The following is a 16,685-nucleotide window of genomic DNA, read 5'->3' on the forward strand; positions in this document are numbered from 1 at the left end:
CACGCCTCCACCGCCGTTCCGTGGACACCGATGCGCCCCCGCCGAGCCCTGCGGTACCCTGACGCCATGCGTGCCGTACGCCTCCTGCTTACCGAGCCGCGCTGATCAGTGTCGACGGGTCACCGACATCCCGTCGAAGTCGGCGCGGCATCCCCTCCTGTGCGAGGGGATTTTTCATTTCGGGCAGTTCGTGGCAGTGGGCAGAGACGATCGATGGAGCATCAAGGACCATGACCGAGATCACTACGGCCGCCGAGACGGCGGCCCCGCATCGCTACACGGCGGCCATGGCCGCCGACATCGAGGCACGCTGGCAGGACTTCTGGGACGCCGAAGGAACCTATGAGGCGCCGAACCCCACCGGTGACCTGGCGGGCGACCCGGCGGTTGCCGCCCTGCCCAAGAAGTTCATCATGGACATGTTCCCGTACCCCTCGGGTGCGGGTCTGCACGTCGGCCACCCGCTGGGCTACATCGCCACGGACGTCTTCGCCCGTCACGCGCGCATGACCGGCCACAACGTGCTGCACACCCTGGGCTTCGACGCCTTCGGCCTGCCGGCCGAGCAGTACGCCGTGCAGACGGGCACGCACCCCCGGGTGTCCACCGAGGCCAACATGGAGAACATGAAGCTCCAGCTGCGCCGGCTGGGCCTGGGGCACGACAAGCGCCGGTCGTTCGCCACGATCGACCCGGACTACTACAAGTGGACCCAGTGGATCTTCCTGCAGATCTTCAACGCCTGGTACGACGACGAGGCCAAGAAGGCCCGTCCGATCGCCGAGCTGATCGAGCAGTTCGAGAGCGGCACGCGTGAGGTGCCCGGCGCGCGTGCCTGGAGCGAGCTGAGCGCCGTCGAGCGCTCCGACGTTTTGGGCGAGTACCGCCTGGCGTACGCCTCCGACGCCCCCGTGAACTGGTGCCCCGGCCTGGGCACCGTCCTGGCCAACGAGGAGGTCACCGCCGACGGCCGCTCCGAGCGCGGCAACTTCCCCGTCTTCAAGGCGAAGCTGCGCCAGTGGAACATGCGGATCACCGCCTACGCAGACCGCCTGCTGGACGACCTGGACGCGCTGGACTGGCCCGAGGCCATCAAGCTGCAGCAGCGGAACTGGATCGGCCGTTCCGAGGGCGCCCGCGTCGACTTCCAGGTCGGCGACGCCGGAGCCATCACCGTCTTCACCACCCGCCAGGACACCCTGTTCGGTGCCACCTACATGGTCCTGGCGCCCGAGCACGACCTGGTCGAGAAGATCGTCCCGGCCGCCTGGCCCGAGGGCACCCACGACGTGTGGACCGGCGGCCACGCCACCCCGTCCGAGGCCGTCGACGCCTACCGCAAGCAGGCCGCCTCGAAGTCCGACGTCGAGCGCCAGGCCGAGGCCAAGGACAAGACCGGCGTCTTCACCGGCGCGTACGCGACCAACCCGGTCAGCGGACAGCAGGTGCCGGTCTTCATCGCCGACTACGTCCTGATGGGCTACGGCACCGGCGCCATCATGGCCGTCCCGGCCCACGACAGCCGTGACTTCGCCTTCGCCCGCGCCTTCGAGCTCCCGATGCGCTGCGTGGTGGAGCCGGGCGACGACCGCGGCACCGATCCGTCGACCTGGGACGACGCCTTCTCCTCGTACGAGGCCAAGCTGGTCAACTCGGCCAACGACGCGATCTCCCTGGACGGCCTGGGGGTCGTCGAGGCCAAGGCGAAGATCACCGCCTGGCTGGCCGACCGGGGCATCGGCGAAGGCACCGTCAACTTCCGCCTGCGCGACTGGCTGTTCAGCCGCCAGCGGTACTGGGGCGAGCCCTTCCCGATCGTCTACGACGAGGACGGCGTCGCCCACTCGCTGCCCGAGTCGATGCTGCCGCTGGAGCTCCCCGAGGTCGAGGACTACTCGCCGCGCACCTTCGACCCGGACGACGCGGACACCCAGCCCGAGACCCCGCTGTCCCGCAACGAGGACTGGGTCAACGTCACCCTGGACCTGGGCGACGGCGCCGGTCCGCGTCGCTACCGGCGCGAGACCAACACCATGCCCAACTGGGCCGGCTCCTGCTGGTACGAGCTGCGCTACCTGGACCCGCACAACTCCGAGAAGCTGGTCGACCCCGCCGTCGAGCAGTACTGGATGGGCCCCCGCGAAGGGATGCCCACCGGCGGGGTCGACCTGTACGTCGGCGGCGCCGAGCACGCGGTGCTGCACCTGCTGTACGCGCGCTTCTGGTCCAAGATGCTGTTCGACCTGGGGCACGTCTCCTCGGCGGAGCCCTTCCACAAGCTGTACAACCAGGGCATGATCCAGGCCTTCGTCTACCGGGACGCCCGGGGGATCGCCGTGCCGGCGGCCGAGGTCGAGGAGCGGGACGGCGCCTTCTGGTACCAGGGCGAGAAGGTCAGCCGCGTCCTGGGCAAGATGGGCAAGTCCCTGAAGAACGCGGTGACGCCCGACGAGATCTGCTCCGAGTACGGCGCCGACACCCTGCGCCTGTACGAGATGGCAATGGGCCCGCTGGACGTGTCGCGCCCCTGGGACACCCGTGCGGTCGTCGGCCAGTACCGGCTGCTGCAGCGGCTGTGGCGCAACATCGTGGACGAGACGACCGGCGAGGTCACCGTCGTCGACGACGCGCCCGACGAGGACACCCTGCGCGCCCTGCACAAGGCGATCGACGGTGCCGCCCAGGACATGACCGCGATGCGCTTCAACACCGCCATTGCCAAGATCACGGAGCTGAACAACCACCTGACCAAGTCGGGCGGTGCGGTCCCCCGTACGGTCGCCGAGCAGCTGGTCCTGCTGATCGCCCCGCTGGCCCCGCACATCGCCGAGGAGCTGTGGAACAAGCTGGGCCACGCCGACTCCGTCGTCCACCAGGACTTCCCGGTCGCCGACCCGGCGTACCTCGTCGATGAGACCGTGACCTGTGTCGTGCAGATCAAGGGCAAGGTCAAGGCCCGCCTGGAGGTCTCCCCCTCGATCACGGACGCCGAACTGGAGACGCTGGCACTGGCCGACCCGCAGGTGGCCAAGGCACTGGGCGGTGCCGAGATCCGCAAGGTCATCGTGCGTGCGCCGAAGCTGGTCAACATCGTCGCCGGCTGACGACACATGGGGGGTTTCCCCTACGGGCAGCTTGGGGGTTCCGTTGGAACCCCCAAGCTGCCTGTTCCGTTTACCGTGGAAGAACCACAGCCGTGGAAAACCGACGGACGCCGGAGGGGCGCACATGGGAGCCACGATGATCACGATCATGGCGCTGCTCTTCTTTTCCTTCGTGGTGCTCGGGATGTACGCCACCGTGAAGGTCGCGAAGGCCGCGAGGCGGGGCGTCGACCGCACCATCGACCAGGCCCGGCGCACGGTGGAGGACACCGCGCTGCGGGCCAAGAGCTTCGGTCAGGTCGGTGCGGCCGGGGAACTGGCCCGGCTGCGGCTCTCGCTGCGCACCTCGATGCGCGCCACGCAGGAGGCACTGCGGGAAGGTGTCGCAGAGGACGCCTCGCTCAAGGAATCGCTCGACCTCTTCCGGAGGCTCAGCGGTCACGGGCTCGAACTGGACGCGGACCTCAAGCGGCTCGAGCGGGAACCCGACCGGGCGTGGGTGGCCGAGCAGCTCCCCGAACTCACCGCGCGGACCGAGCGCATCACGGGCTCGGCCGACGCGCTGCGCCGAGCGGCCCGTGAGAGGGCCCTGAAGTTCGCCGAGGACGACCTGTCGATGCTCAGTGCACAGATCGACGTCGAGGCGGGTGCCCTGCGCCACTGGACCGAGCCGGAGAGCGCGCCGGGAACGACACCGGCGCCCGGAGCACCCGGCGCGACGACGGCGGACGCGTGGGGACGGCCCGCGGGGGCCGCCGCTCGGACCGGCCCCGTGGGCGAGCAGGAGCCGCCTGCGATCACGGCACCCGATCCGCGTCGCACCGCCTACCCCTGGGAGAAGTCGACCCGTCCGGAGACCACCGCCTGACGGGAGGGCTCGGGCGGGGGCGTGCACCGGAACCGACGGCCCCCTCCTGACCACACCGCTCCCGACGCGTCCCGTCACGGTGGACGTCCACGGGCCCGGTCCGGCGCCCGTGTGCATCAGGCGGGGGCCGGTCTGCCGTGTCGCCGTCCGGAAGGGTAACCTCCCGCTCATGTCCCGGCATGTCGCGATCCTCACCGATTCCACGGCCTACCTGCCGCGCCAGACGAGGGAGCGGCACGCGATCGTCACGGTTCCGCTGACCGTCGTCATCGGCGACCGTGCCCTTGAGGAAGGCACGGAGATCTCGGCAGCGGCCCTTGCCGAGGCCCTGCAGAAGCGTCGGCCCGTCACGACCTCGCGGCCCAGCCCCGAAGTCTTCGCCGAGGCCTACCGAGAGGCCGCGGCAGCGGGTGCGCAGGGCGTCGTCTCGCTCCACCTGTCCGCGGAGGTCTCCGGAACCCACGACGCCGCGGTTCTCGCGGCGAAGGACGCGCCCTTGCCGGTACGGGTGGTGGACACCCGCATGGTCGGCATGGCGCTGGGCTTCTGCGCGCTTGCGGCGGCCCGGGTCGCCGAGGCCGGTGGCTCCCTCGACGAGGTGGTTGCGGCGGCCGAGAAGCGTGCTGCCGGAACCTCTGCCTACTTCTACGTCGACACCCTGGACTATCTGCGCAGGGGCGGGCGCATCGGGACCGCGCAGGCGCTGCTCGGCTCCGCGTTCGCGGTGAAGCCGCTCCTCGAACTCGACGGCGGCCGGATCGAACTGAGGGAGAAGGTGCGGACGGCCTCGAAGGCCATCGCCCGCCTGGAGGAGATCGCCGTGGAGCGGGCCGGGGTCGGTTCCGTCGACATCGCCGTGCACCACCTCTCCGCACCGGAGCGGGCCGCCGCCCTTGCGGACCGCCTCCGGGACCGCGTGCCGGGACTGGAGGAGCTCCAGGTCAGCGAGGTCGGTGCGGTCATCGGCGCGCACACGGGCCCCGGTTTGCTCGCGGTCGTCGTCTCCTCGCGCTGAGACCGGCCGCGCCCGGGGCCGGGTTTTCCCGCGCCCTGCGCGGGAGGGGTTCCTCCGTCCCCCGCACGGGTGGCGGAGTTTTCCACAGGGGAGCCCCCGTCCACGGAAGACGGTTGAGGCCCGCAGAGGGCGGCTGTGATCCCTACCGTCACGGCCATGACGCTTCGTACACGCATCGCATCGATCGCGCCGGGAGCCGCGCACCCGGCGGGAGCTCCGACGAGCGGGCCGGGCCGGGTGCCCGGGCCGGGCGGGCGCAACCGCCCCGGAGGCCCCGGCTCGCCTCCCGGCCGGCATCGTCACACCGGGGGAGGGCGGACCTCGCCCCCGCCCGTGGACGCCGTACGACGGCGTGGAGAGGCGCTGTTCCCGCCCGAGGCCCCGCAGACCCCGCAGGCAGCGGTGGAGGCTCCGCCGCCGATCGGCCCGGCGCAGATCCCCGAGGCACCGGAGCGGGGCTCCCCGCCAGGGGCGCGGGAACGGTTTGCTGCGGCGCTCCGCGACCGGACTCCGACCTGGGTGCAGACCCGGTGCGGGCTCGAGCCCAGGACGCTGGCGGCGTTGACCATCGTCCTGCTCCTGGCGGTGCTCCTCGCAGGCGGTTACTTCTGGAGCGGCCGACCACAGCAGGTGCGGGTCCCCGAAACCGTCCGGGCCGCTCCCGCGGTTGCCGCGTCCGGATGGCGCGCCGGGGCAAGCCCGGCACCGGGTCGCGGGGCGGTCCCGGTGCCGGATCCGGGCGCACCGGACGTGGAGGCCGACGCAGCGCCGGGGTCTGCTCCCGGGGCACGGGTCGTGGTCGACATCGGTGGCAAGGTGCGAAGGCCCGGGGTGCTGAGCCTGCCCGCGGGTTCCCGGGTGGCGGACGCCCTGCGCGCGGCCGGCGGCACGCAGCCCGGTGTCGATCTCACCGGGGTCAATCGGGCCCGGGTGCTGTTGGACGGCGAGCAGATCCTGGTCGGTCTGCCCGGGGCCCCGACCGGTGCCCCGGGGGCGGGCGGCGCCATCGGGGGAGGCGGGCTCGGGGTGCCCCTGAGCCTCAACGCGGCCACCGTGCAGCAGCTCGATTCCCTGCCCGGTGTGGGTCCCGTACTCGCCCAGCACATCGTCGACCACCGGACGGAGCACGGCGGCTTCCGGTCGGTTGAGGAACTGCGGGAGGTCAGCGGCATCGGAGAGCGCCGGTTCGCCGACCTCGAACCACTGGTACGGCCGTGAAGCGCGACCGGCCGGCCGACACGGAGCGGGCCGGGGGAGGGCCGACGCGGCGTGAGGGGCCGACTGACCTCCGGCTCGTTCCCCTCGCGGCGGCGGCCTGGGCGGCAGCGGCCTGGGCCGTGGGCGCCACCGGGTGGCGGACGTTCGCCTGCGTCACGGCCTGCCTGCTGACGGGCCTGTTCCTCCTCGTGCGGGGTGCGGGCCGGCGCCGTGCCACGGTCGACGGCCCTGGAATTTCGGCCCCCGTGACCACGTCCGGGAGGCGGTTGCGGTGGACCGCGTGGTCCGGGGCCCTGCTCTGCGCGGCGGCCGGAGCGGCTTCGGCGGGGCTGCACGCGGCGGACCTCCGGCGGGGGCCCGTCCCGGAGCTGGCACGGGAGTACGCGCGGGTGCGGCTGGAGGTGGTGGTCACCTCCGATCCGCGGCTCACCCGACCCACGGTGCGCGGCGACGCGGTGGCGCCGGTCTCGGTCCTCCTGGACGGCGAGGTGACCCGGGTCGAGCAGTCGGACGGCACGGTCCACCGGACCAGGGCACCGGTCCTGCTGGTCGTGCCCCCGGGGGAGGGGCGGGAGGACTGGCTGGGGCTCCTTCCCACCACCCGGCTGCGGATCGACGGTCGACTCGCCCTGCCGCTGCGTTCCGGAGCGCCTTTCGCCGCGGTCCTCAGGGCCGGTGGGGCCGGGCCACCGCACACCATCGGTCCGCCGAGCACGCTGCAGAGGACCGCGGGAAGATTGCGCGCCGGGCTCCGGACGGCGACCGCGGGACTCGACCAGGACGCAGCGGCCCTGTTGCCGGGGCTGGTCGTCGGAGACACCTCGCGGGTCGGCCCCGAACTGCGGGACGCCTTCGAGGCCACCGATCTCACCCACCTCTTGGCGGTTTCCGGAAGCAACCTCTCGATCGTGTTGTTGCTGCTCGTCGGGAGTCCCGGACGGGCACACCGGGCAGAGCGGGGCGGGCTCGCGCCGAGGATCGGATTGTCGCTGCGGGCCACGGCACTGGCCGGGGGAGGGCTGACGCTCGCCTTCGTGATCGTCTGCCGCCCCGACCCGAGCGTGCTGCGCGCCGCGGCCTGCGGGCTCGTCGTGCTGCTGGCGATCGGAACAGGGCGTCGCAGATCGTTGGTCCCCGCGCTGGCCGCCGCCGTCCTGGCCCTCGTGCTCTATGACCCCTGGCTTGCCCGCAGTTACGGATTCCTCCTTTCGGTCCTGGCCACCGGGGCGCTGCTGACGATTGCCCCGCGCTGGAGCGAGGGACTGCAACGGCACGGGGTGCCCGGCCGGTTGGCGGAGCCGTTGGGTGCGGCACTGGCGGCGCAGGCGGTGTGCGCTCCGGTCGTGGCGGTGTTCGCCGCCCGGCTGAGCCTGGTTGCCGTACCGGCGAACCTCGTCGCCGAACTGGCGGTGGCTCCGGCGACGTTGTGCGGATTCGCCGCGCTCGGTCTGGCAGCGGTCTGGATGCCGGCTGCCGAGTGCGCGGCCTGGCTGGCGGGATGGCCGGTCGGCTGGATCGCCCGGGTCGCCCGCGCGGGGGCCGCACTGCCGGGGGCCACGTTGGCCTGGCCCGGCGGCTGGTGGGGCGGTCTCGCCCTGGCCCTGTTCACGGTGCTGGTGGTCCTCGGAGCGCGCAGGCTGCGGTACCGGGGAGTGGTCGGTGCCTGCGCGGCGGCTCTGCTTCTCCTTGCGGTGGTGCGGCCGGTGCCGTTGGTGCGATGGGTCACAGGGTGGCCGCCACCGGGCTGGGTGCTCGCGATGTGCCAGGTGGGGCAGGGGGACGCGACGGTGCTCGCGGCGGGCGGGGACTCCGCCGTCGTGGTGGATGCCGGACCGGATCCCGAGCCGGTGGACCGCTGTCTGCGCGAACTCGGTGTGCGACGGGTGCCGTTGCTGGTGCTCACCCACTTCCACGCGGATCACGTGGCCGGACTTCCCGGGGTGCTGCGGGGGAGGTCAGTGGGCGCGATCCAGACCACGGGGCTCGAAGAGCCTCCGGACCAGGCCGCTTTCGTGCGAAGGACCGCGGCCGTCGCCGGGGTGCCGATGATCCCTGCGAGACCGGGTGAGCGGCGGCGGGCGGGGGAGTTGGAGTGGCGGGTGCTCTGGCCGTGGAACAGCGCCGAGGGGGCCGCGGTGTCCCGCGGCGGGCCCAACGACGCCAGCGTCACGCTCCTCGTGCGTGCCGCCGGAGGGCTGCGCCTGTTGCTCCTCGGCGACCTCGAACCACCAGCTCAGCGGGCCTTGTGGCGGGTCCATCCGGACCTCGGGCCGGTCGACGTGCTCAAGGTCGCCCATCACGGTTCCGCGCACCAGGACCCGGGCCTGATGAGGAGGGTGCGGCCTCGGTTGGCACTCGTGTCGGCGGGGAGGGGCAACCCCTACGGCCATCCTTCGCCCGGGACGTTGGCGACGCTGCGGGCAGGCGGCGCACGGGTGCTGCGGACCGACCGGGACGGGGCGATCGCCGTCCTGGGAGCGGAAGGTGGGCTCGTCGCCGTACCGAGAGGAGGGTGAGCCGATGCCCGGGTAAAGGGGAAAGCACGGTGGAAGAAGCTTCCCCGCAAAGCCCGCACGCCTGCTGGGGACCAAGGACGCACCCTCGGGGAGGCGTCGCCCCGGTACCGGCCGGACGGGGAAGGGGAGCGGGCGGGAGACTGCCTGCATGACGACATGTGAGCATGCCCCCATCGAGGCCTATCTGCGTCGCATCGGTGCCGAGCGGCCGTTGCGCGCGGACATCGCCGCGCTGCGTGAACTGCACCTGCGGCACCTGCGGACCGTGCCCTTCGAGAACCTGTCGATCCATCTCGGCGATCCCGTCGTCCTGGACGAGGAAGCGCTGGTCGACAAGGTGGTCGCTGCCCGCAGGGGCGGATTCTGCTACGAACTCAACACGGCGTTCGCGGTGCTGCTGCGCGGGCTGGGGTACGAGGTCGAACTGCTTCAGGCGCGGGTCATCGGGCCGGAAGGGAAACTGGGCATCCCGTATGACCACATGGCCCTGCGCGTGGAGTCGGCGGACGGGAAACGGTGGTTGGCCGACGTGGGTTTCGGCGACCACAGTCACTTTCCGCTGGAGTACGGAGCACGCGACGACCAGGAGGACCCGGGAGGGGTCTTCCGGATCGTGGAGACGACCGACGGCGACCTGGACGTGCTGCGGGACGGGAAGCCGCAGTACCGGCTGGAGCCGCGCCCCCGGGCGCTCGCCGACTTCGCGGCCGGTGCCTGGTACCACCAGACCTCGCCGGACTCGCACTTCCCCCGCTCCCTCATCTGCTCCCGGCTCACCGAGGAGGGCCGCGTCACGCTCAGCGCGCCGAAGCTGATCGTCCGCACCGGCAGCGGTCGCGAGGAGCGGATCCTCGACGGAGAGGAGGCGGTGCGGAGCGCGTACCGGGAGCTGTTCGACATCGAGCTCGACGTGTTGCCGGTCGTCCGCGGAGGGATCCCCAATTCGGACGCCCGGTGATACTTGGTGGCACTCGCCCCGTTTGCCTCGAACGCCTCAAGGGTGATCAAACGTAATTTCGTTGCACTGTGAATCAATTGCACGGGGGTGCGTGAAGAATGCTCGGTCGTCTCTTCGGGAAGCGTGCGGCGGGTGCCGTGCGCGGCGGACCACTCGGCGATCTCGCCGTACCGGCGACGGCGGGCCTGCTCAGCTGTCGGGTGCTCGATCCCGTTCACGAGCCGGTCCGAAGGGCTGCGTTCGTCGTCAGCGACGCCGAGGGGCGCAAGGTCATGGGCGGCGAGACCGACCCCTACGGCACGGTCCTCGCGGCCGTGCCGGCGGGGGAGTACCGACTCGCCGTCACCTCCGAGGGGTACACGCCCTATCGCGGTGGTGCGGTCGTCACCGCAGGTGAACACCAGGGCCTCGGTGACGTCTTGCTCCAGTTCGCTCCCCAGCCCCCGCTCCCGGCGCCGGGCGACTGGGAGATCGACCCCCTGCACTCCCGGATCGGCTTCACGGCGCGTCACATCGGCCTGGCCCGGGTCCACGGGCGGTTCAACGGCTTCGCGGGCACGGTCCGGATCGCCGACCGCATGGAGCGTTCCTCGATGCACGTCGTCATCGATGCGGCCTCCATCGACACCGGCGTGCGGATGCGCGACGACCACCTGTGCTCCGGTGACTTCCTCGACGTCGGCGCCCATCCCGTGCCGGAGTTCTCCAGTGAGCGCTTCGTCCATCGCGGCGGCAGCCGCTGGGCCGTCACCGGGGCGCTCACCCTGCGCGGAGTGAGCCGCACGGTGACCCTCGACACGCAGTACCTGGGCCTCGGGAACGGTCTGCAGGGCGAGCCCCGGGGCGCCTGTCGCGCCACCACCGAGCTCCACCGGGAGGACTTCACCCTCACCTGGCAGACGATGCTCGCGCGGGGCATCGCGGCCGTCGGGTCCAGCATCAGCATCGACCTGGACGTCCAGGTCGTTCCGAAGGCGGGGGCCTCAGGCTCCTAGGGTGCTTCGAGCCAGCCCTCGTACTCGGCGGCCAGCGCGTCCAGTGCGGTCGGGTCCAGGCGGGCTTCCGGGTCCTCGACGACCACCAGCCACTGGGCGTCCTCGGCGTCGTCCTCGCCGGCCAGGGCGTCCCGCACCAGTTGCGGCTCCTCGGCCACGCCGAAGCGGTCGGGGAGTTCCTCGGCGACCTCCTCGGCCGCGTCGCGGTCGGGAAGCACCAGTACGTGTCGTTCGCTCACCCCGCCATTGTCGTCCTCGTGTCGGCCATCGCGAACTCCGGTGTCAGCGGCCCGTGGGATGCTGGATCGCGATGGCCACCAGAAAGACTTCCCCCGACGACCTCCTCGGCCCCGTGACGCTCGCCGTGGGGCAGGAGGACCTGCTCCTCGACCGTGCGGTCCAGGAGGTGGTGTCGGCCGCCCGGGCCGCCGACGCCGACACGGACGTGCGCGACCTCACCCCGGACCAGCTCCAGCCCGGGGCGCTGGCGGAGCTCACCAGCCCCTCGCTCTTCGCCGAGCGCAAGGTGCTGATCGTGCGGAGCGCGCAGGACCTCTCCGCCGACACGGTCAAGGACGTCAAGGCGTACCTGGCCGACCCGGTCGAGGACATCTCGCTCGTGCTGCTCCACGCGGGCGGGGCCAAGGGCAAGGGCCTGCTCGATGCGGCGCGGAAGGCGGGGGCCCGGGAGGTCGCCTGCCCGAAGACGACGAAGCCGGCGGAGCGGCTGACGTTCGTGCGGCAGGAGTTCCGGGCGCTCGGGCGCTCGGCGACGGCGGAGGCCTGTCAGGTGCTCGTCGACGCGATCGGCAGTGACCTGCGGGAGCTCGCGTCCGCGGTCGCGCAGCTCGTGTCCGACGTGGACGGCACGATCGACGAGGCCGTCGTCGGGCGCTACTACACGGGCCGTGCCGAGGCGTCCTCCTTCAACGTCGCCGACCGTGCCGTCGAAGGCCGGGCGGCCGAGGCCCTGGAAGCGCTGCGCTGGTCGCTCTCGACCGGAGTCGCGCCCGTCCTCATCACCAGCGCACTGGCGCAGGGCGTGCGGGCGATCGGCAAGCTCTCCTCGGCGCGGGGCGGGCGCCCCGCCGACCTGGCGCGGGAGCTGGGCATGCCGCCCTGGAAGATCGACCGTGTCCGGCAGCAGATGAGGGGCTGGACCCCGGACGGGGTGTCGCTGGCGCTACGTGCGGTCGCGGAGGCGGACGCGGGGGTGAAGGGCGGGGGGGACGATCCCGAGTACGCCCTGGAGAAGGCGGTGGTCGCGGTCGCACGGGCGGCAAGGATGCGGCGGGGCTGAGGCCCGCTGCGGGGAGCCGGGTCGGGACGGTGGGCCGCGCGGGGTTGCCGGGCGCGGCTGCTCCGGCGCCGGTCCTGCGGCTCGGTGCCGGGCCTTCCCCGCCCGCCTCGCGGAGCGGGTACGGCGAAGGCCCCGGTCTCCTGGGGAAGGAGATGCCGGGGCCTTCGCCGTTCAAGCAGATGGGCTCGCACCCGCGTGGCGAACGCGTCCGCGCGCGAGTCCTGGTTGGCCGGGCGGGAGCGGGAGAGAGGGCCCGCTGGGTCCCGTACGGCCGGTGGAGCGTGAGATCAGAGCTCAGCCCTGGAGGGAGGCGACCTTGACCGCCAGCGCCGACTTCTTGTTGGCGGCGGCGTTCTTGTGGATGACACCCTTCGAGACAGCCTTGTCGAGCTGACGCGAGGCGGCGCGAGTGGCAACGGTGGCCTTCTCGAGGTCGCCGGCGGCGACAGCCTCACGGGCCTTGCGGATCGCGGTCTTGAGCGAGGACTTGACGGCCTTGTTGCGCAGGCGCGCCTTCTCGTTCGTCTTGTTCCGCTTGATCTGGGACTTGATGTTCGCCACGAAAAGAGCCTTTACAGGTTCGGTGTTCCTTCTGGATGCGCCACGCAGCTGAGAGGGCGTGCGAGGCACAGCTGTCCACGGTATCAGCCACCCTCAGGGCGGCCCAAACCGGGCGCCGGACGGCGGGCATGGGACCATGGTGTCTACGTGTCCGTTCTGAACATCGCCCGAGACGAGATCCCTGCGTGCCCGCGACTCCTACCAACGTGCCCGAGCCGAGCCGTACCGACCCGGCTCTGATCCGCAACTTCTGCATCATCGCGCACATCGACCACGGCAAGTCCACGCTCGCCGACCGGATGCTCCAGCTGACCGGTGTGGTCGACCAGCGGCAGATGCGCGCCCAGTACCTCGACCGGATGGACATCGAGCGGGAGCGCGGCATCACGATCAAGTCCCAGGCGGTGCGGTTGCCCTGGGCGCCGACCGAGGGGCCGGCCCAGGGCAGTACGCACATCCTGAACATGATCGACACCCCCGGTCACGTCGACTTCACGTACGAGGTCTCGCGCTCCCTCGCGGCCTGTGAGGGCACGATCCTGCTGGTCGACGCGGCACAGGGGATCGAGGCCCAGACCCTCGCCAACCTCTACCTGGCGATGGAGAACGACCTCACGATCGTTCCGGTCCTCAACAAGATCGACCTGCCGGCCGCGCAGCCCGAGAAGTTCGCCGACGAGCTCGCGAACCTCATCGGCTGCCAGCCCGAGGACGTCCTCAAGGTCTCCGCCAAGACCGGCATGGGCGTCGAGGCGCTGCTGGACCGGGTCGTCCAGGACATCCCGGCTCCGGTGGGCGTCGCGGACGCCCCCGCCCGCGCAATGATCTTCGACTCGGTCTACGACTCGTACCGCGGTGTCGTCACCTACGTGCGTGTCGTCGACGGGCAGCTCAACAAGCGCGAGCGCATCCGGATGATGTCGACCGGTGCCACCCACGAGCTGCTGGAGATCGGCGTCTCGTCCCCGGAGATGACCTCCTCCGACGGCCTCGGCGTCGGCGAGGTGGGCTACATCATCACCGGTGTGAAGGACGTCCGCCAGTCCAAGGTCGGTGACACGATCACCTCCCAGAACCAGGGCGCCAGCGAGCCGCTCGGCGGGTACAAGGACCCGAAGCCGATGGTCTTCTCGGGGCTCTACCCGTTGGACGGCTCCGAGTACCCGGACCTGCGCGAGGCGCTCGACAAGCTGCAGCTCAACGATGCCGCGCTGGTCTACGAGCCGGAGACCTCCGCCGCGCTCGGCTTCGGCTTCCGCGTCGGCTTCCTGGGCCTGCTCCACCTCGACGTCATCCGTGAGCGGCTGGAGCGGGAGTTCGGGCTCGACCTCATCGCCACCGCTCCCAACGTGGTCTACCGCGTGGTCATGGAGGACGGCAGCGAGCACACGGTGACGAACCCCAGCGAGTTCCCCGAGGGGAAGATCAGCGACGTCTTCGAGCCCGTCGTGCGCGCCACCATCCTCGCCCCGAGCGAGTTCATCGGCGCGATCATGGAGCTCTGCCAGACCCGGCGCGGCACCCTGATCGGCATGGACTACCTCTCCGAGGACCGGGTCGAGATCCGCTACACCCTGCCCCTCGCCGAGATCGTCTTCGACTTCTTCGACCAGCTGAAGTCCAAGACGCGCGGGTACGCCTCGCTCGACTACGAGCCCACCGGTGAGCAGGCGTCCAGCCTGGTCAAGGTGGACATCCTGCTGCACGGCGACAAGGTCGACGCCTTCTCCGCCGTCACCCACAAGGACGCCGCGTACGCCTACGGCGTCCGGCTCGTCGCCAAGCTGCGCGAGCTCATCCCGCGGCAGGCGTTCGAGGTGCCGATCCAGGCCGCCATCGGCTCCCGGGTCATCGCCCGCGAGACCATTCGCGCCATCCGGAAGGACGTCCTCGCCAAGTGCTACGGCGGTGACATCTCCCGGAAGCGGAAGCTGCTGGAGAAGCAGAAGGAAGGAAAGAAGCGCATGAAGATGGTCGGCTCGGTGGAGGTGCCCCAGGAGGCCTTCATCGCCGTCCTCTCCAGCGACGAGTCCTCCGGCAAGAAGAAGTAGCCGGACCGTCGGGAAGCGCCGTTCCGTGCAACCAGCGGGTCCACGTGCCGTGTGCGCGTGGGCCCGTTCGTTATGAAGCGACGCCCTGCAGCCCCTTACGCGCCGGTCCCCCGCCCTTTAGTCTGAACCCGGCTCGAAGGTTACTCGCCAGTTAGTTACGAACCACCAGAAGGCACCGCCGCCGCCCGGAGGACGTCGTGAGCGACACACAGACCCAGATCGAGAACCGGCCGCCCTCCGTGGCGACCCTCTTCCTTGAGCGCGTCGAGCGGACCCCGGATGCGGAGGCCTACCGCCACCCGGTTCCCGCGGCCTCCGGCACCGGACCGGACGACTGGAAGTCGCTCAGCTGGGGGCAGGCCGCCGAGCGGGTCTACGCGATCGCCGCCGGCCTCATCGACCTCGGCGTCCAGCCCGAGGAGCGGGTCGCCCTCGCCTCCTCCACCCGGGTCGAGTGGATCCTCGCCGACCTCGGCGTGATGTGCGCCGGTGCCGCGACCACCACCGTCTACCCGCAGACCAATGCGGAGGAGTCGGCGTTCATCCTCTCCGACTCCGAGTCGAAGGTCCTCATCGCCGAGGACGCGGCCCAGGTGGCCAAGGCCGTCGAGTGCCGCGCCGACCTGCCCGACCTCCACCACGTCGTGGTCATCGACCCGGCCGGCGTCGACACCGGGGACGAATGGGTCGTGACCCTCGCGGACCTGGAGGCGCGCGGCAGGGCCTACCTGGAGGAGCACCCCGACGCGATCAAGGAGCGCGTCGCCGCGATCACCCCCACGCAGCTGGCCACCCTGATCTACACCTCGGGCACCACCGGCCGCCCCAAGGGCGTGCGCCTCCCGCACGACAACTGGTCGTACATGGCCAAGGCCATCGCCGCCACCGGTCTCGTCACCCAGGAGGACGTGCAGTACCTGTGGCTGCCGCTCGCCCACGTCTTCGGCAAGGTCCTCACCTCGGGCCACATCGAGGTCGGGCACGTCACCGCCGTCGACGGCCGCGTCGACAAGATCATCGAGAACCTTCCGGTGGTCCGGCCGACCTACATGGCCGCCGTGCCCCGCATCTTCGAGAAGGTCTACAACGGGGTCGCCAGCAAGGCCCGTGCCGGCGGCGGCGCCAAGTACAAGATCTTCCAGTGGGCGGCCGGCGTCGCCCGCGAGTACGCCAAGACCACCCAGGACAACTTCCGCCGCACCGGCACGGCCTCCGCGCCCTTCGGCCTCTCGGCCAAGCACAAGGTCGCCGACGCGCTCGTCTACGGCAAGATCCGCGAGGCCTTCGGCGGCAACCTGCGCGCCTGCATCTCCGGTTCCGCCGCCCTCGCCCCCGAGATCGGGTACTTCTTCGCCGGCGCCGGCATCCACATCCTGGAGGGCTACGGCCTCACCGAGTCCTCCGCGGCCTCCTTCGTCAATCCCGGCGAGGCCTACCGCACCGGCACCGTCGGCAAGCCGCTCCCCGGCACCGAGGTCCGGATCGCCGACGACGGCGAGATCCTGCTGCGCGGCCCCGGCATCATGGAGGGCTACCACGGCCTGCCGGAGAAGACGGCCGAGGTACTGGAGTCCGACGGCTGGTTCCACACCGGTGACATCGGCGAGCTGTCCGCGGACGGCTACCTCCGGATCACCGACCGCAAGAAGGACCTGATCAAGACGTCCGGCGGAAAGTACATCGCCCCGGCGGAGGTCGAGGGCCACTTCAAGGCCGTCTGCCCGTTCGTCTCGAACATCCTCGTCCACGGTGCCGACCGGAACTTCTGCACCGCCCTGATCGCCCTCGACGAGCCGGCCATCCTCGGCTGGGCCGCCGAGCACGGGCTCGGCGGCGCGTCGTACGCCGAGGTCGTCGCCGACGCGCGGACCCAGAAGCTGGTCCAGGGATACGTCGACCGTCTCAACGAGGGGCTCCAGCGCTGGCAGACGATCAAGAAGTTCCGTCTGCTGCCGCGCGACCTCGACATCGAGCACGGTGAGCTCACGCCGTCCCTCAAGCTGAAGCGGCCGGTCGTCGAGCGGGCGTACAAGGACCTCATCGAGGAGATGTACGAGGGCTCGCGCGAGGCCTGACCGGCGAGCGGGACCGGCACCCCG

At 71.3% G+C, this 16,685-nt stretch carries 12 protein-coding genes; 10 read left to right on the forward strand and 2 right to left on the reverse strand.

The features are described 5' to 3' along the window. The first annotated feature begins 230 nt into the window (after positions 1–230). From leuS to ACFW2Y_RS06835, 7 genes are all read left to right on the forward strand, one after another. On the forward strand, positions 231–3,104 hold the full coding sequence (gene leuS / locus ACFW2Y_RS06805) for a leucine--tRNA ligase (RefSeq protein WP_384874565.1): 2,874 nt from the start codon (positions 231–233) through the stop codon (positions 3,102–3,104). Between the two features lie 124 nt (positions 3,105–3,228). Next, the gene (locus ACFW2Y_RS06810) at positions 3,229–3,972 is read left to right on the forward strand and encodes a hypothetical protein (RefSeq protein ID WP_384874568.1); all 744 of its coding nucleotides are present in this window, start codon (positions 3,229–3,231) and stop codon (positions 3,970–3,972) included. 169 nt (positions 3,973–4,141) lie between these two features. Further along, positions 4,142–4,987: a DegV family protein gene (locus ACFW2Y_RS06815; protein WP_384874570.1), complete on the forward strand. Its 846-nt coding sequence runs from the start codon at positions 4,142–4,144 to the stop codon at positions 4,985–4,987. Between the two features lie 333 nt (positions 4,988–5,320). Further along, positions 5,321–6,205, forward strand: coding sequence for a helix-hairpin-helix domain-containing protein (locus ACFW2Y_RS06820; RefSeq protein ID WP_384874573.1), 885 nt, complete (start codon positions 5,321–5,323; stop codon positions 6,203–6,205). Continuing rightward, on the forward strand, positions 6,202–8,721 hold the full coding sequence (locus ACFW2Y_RS06825; RefSeq protein WP_384874576.1) for a ComEC/Rec2 family competence protein: 2,520 nt from the start codon (positions 6,202–6,204) through the stop codon (positions 8,719–8,721). Before ACFW2Y_RS06820 ends, ACFW2Y_RS06825 begins: the two co-directional genes overlap by 4 nt. A gap of 148 nt (positions 8,722–8,869) precedes the next feature. Further along, the gene (locus ACFW2Y_RS06830; RefSeq protein ID WP_384874579.1) at positions 8,870–9,679 is read left to right on the forward strand and encodes an arylamine N-acetyltransferase; all 810 of its coding nucleotides are present in this window, start codon (positions 8,870–8,872) and stop codon (positions 9,677–9,679) included. A gap of 98 nt (positions 9,680–9,777) precedes the next feature. Continuing rightward, positions 9,778–10,674, forward strand: coding sequence for a YceI family protein (locus ACFW2Y_RS06835; protein WP_384874581.1), 897 nt, complete (start codon positions 9,778–9,780; stop codon positions 10,672–10,674). On the opposite strand, the gene ACFW2Y_RS06840 is transcribed toward ACFW2Y_RS06835, so the two are convergent. Next, positions 10,671–10,913, reverse strand: coding sequence for a hypothetical protein (locus tag ACFW2Y_RS06840; RefSeq protein WP_384874584.1), 243 nt, complete (start codon positions 10,911–10,913; stop codon positions 10,671–10,673). The genes ACFW2Y_RS06835 and ACFW2Y_RS06840 overlap by 4 nt on opposite strands. Positions 10,914–10,984: 71 nt before the next feature. On the opposite strand from ACFW2Y_RS06840, the gene holA reads away from it, so the two are divergent. Next, positions 10,985–11,974: a DNA polymerase III subunit delta gene (holA, locus tag ACFW2Y_RS06845; RefSeq protein ID WP_384874586.1), complete on the forward strand. Its 990-nt coding sequence runs from the start codon at positions 10,985–10,987 to the stop codon at positions 11,972–11,974. Positions 11,975–12,268: 294 nt separating this feature from the next. On the opposite strand, the gene rpsT is transcribed toward holA, so the two are convergent. Continuing rightward, positions 12,269–12,535, reverse strand: coding sequence for a 30S ribosomal protein S20 (gene rpsT, locus ACFW2Y_RS06850; protein ID WP_362175429.1), 267 nt, complete (start codon positions 12,533–12,535; stop codon positions 12,269–12,271). A gap of 185 nt (positions 12,536–12,720) precedes the next feature. On the opposite strand from rpsT, the gene lepA reads away from it, so the two are divergent. Further along, positions 12,721–14,586: a translation elongation factor 4 gene (lepA, locus tag ACFW2Y_RS06855; RefSeq protein WP_384874590.1), complete on the forward strand. Its 1,866-nt coding sequence runs from the start codon at positions 12,721–12,723 to the stop codon at positions 14,584–14,586. 197 nt (positions 14,587–14,783) lie between these two features. After that, positions 14,784–16,661, forward strand: a complete 1,878-nt coding sequence (locus tag ACFW2Y_RS06860) for an AMP-dependent synthetase/ligase (protein WP_384874593.1) — start codon at positions 14,784–14,786, stop codon at positions 16,659–16,661. Positions 16,662–16,685: the final 24 nt, after the last annotated feature.

Origin of the sequence: Streptomyces sp. NPDC058877, assembly GCF_042742855.1 — a bacterium.
GTDB lineage: Bacteria > Actinomycetota > Actinomycetes > Streptomycetales > Streptomycetaceae > Streptomyces.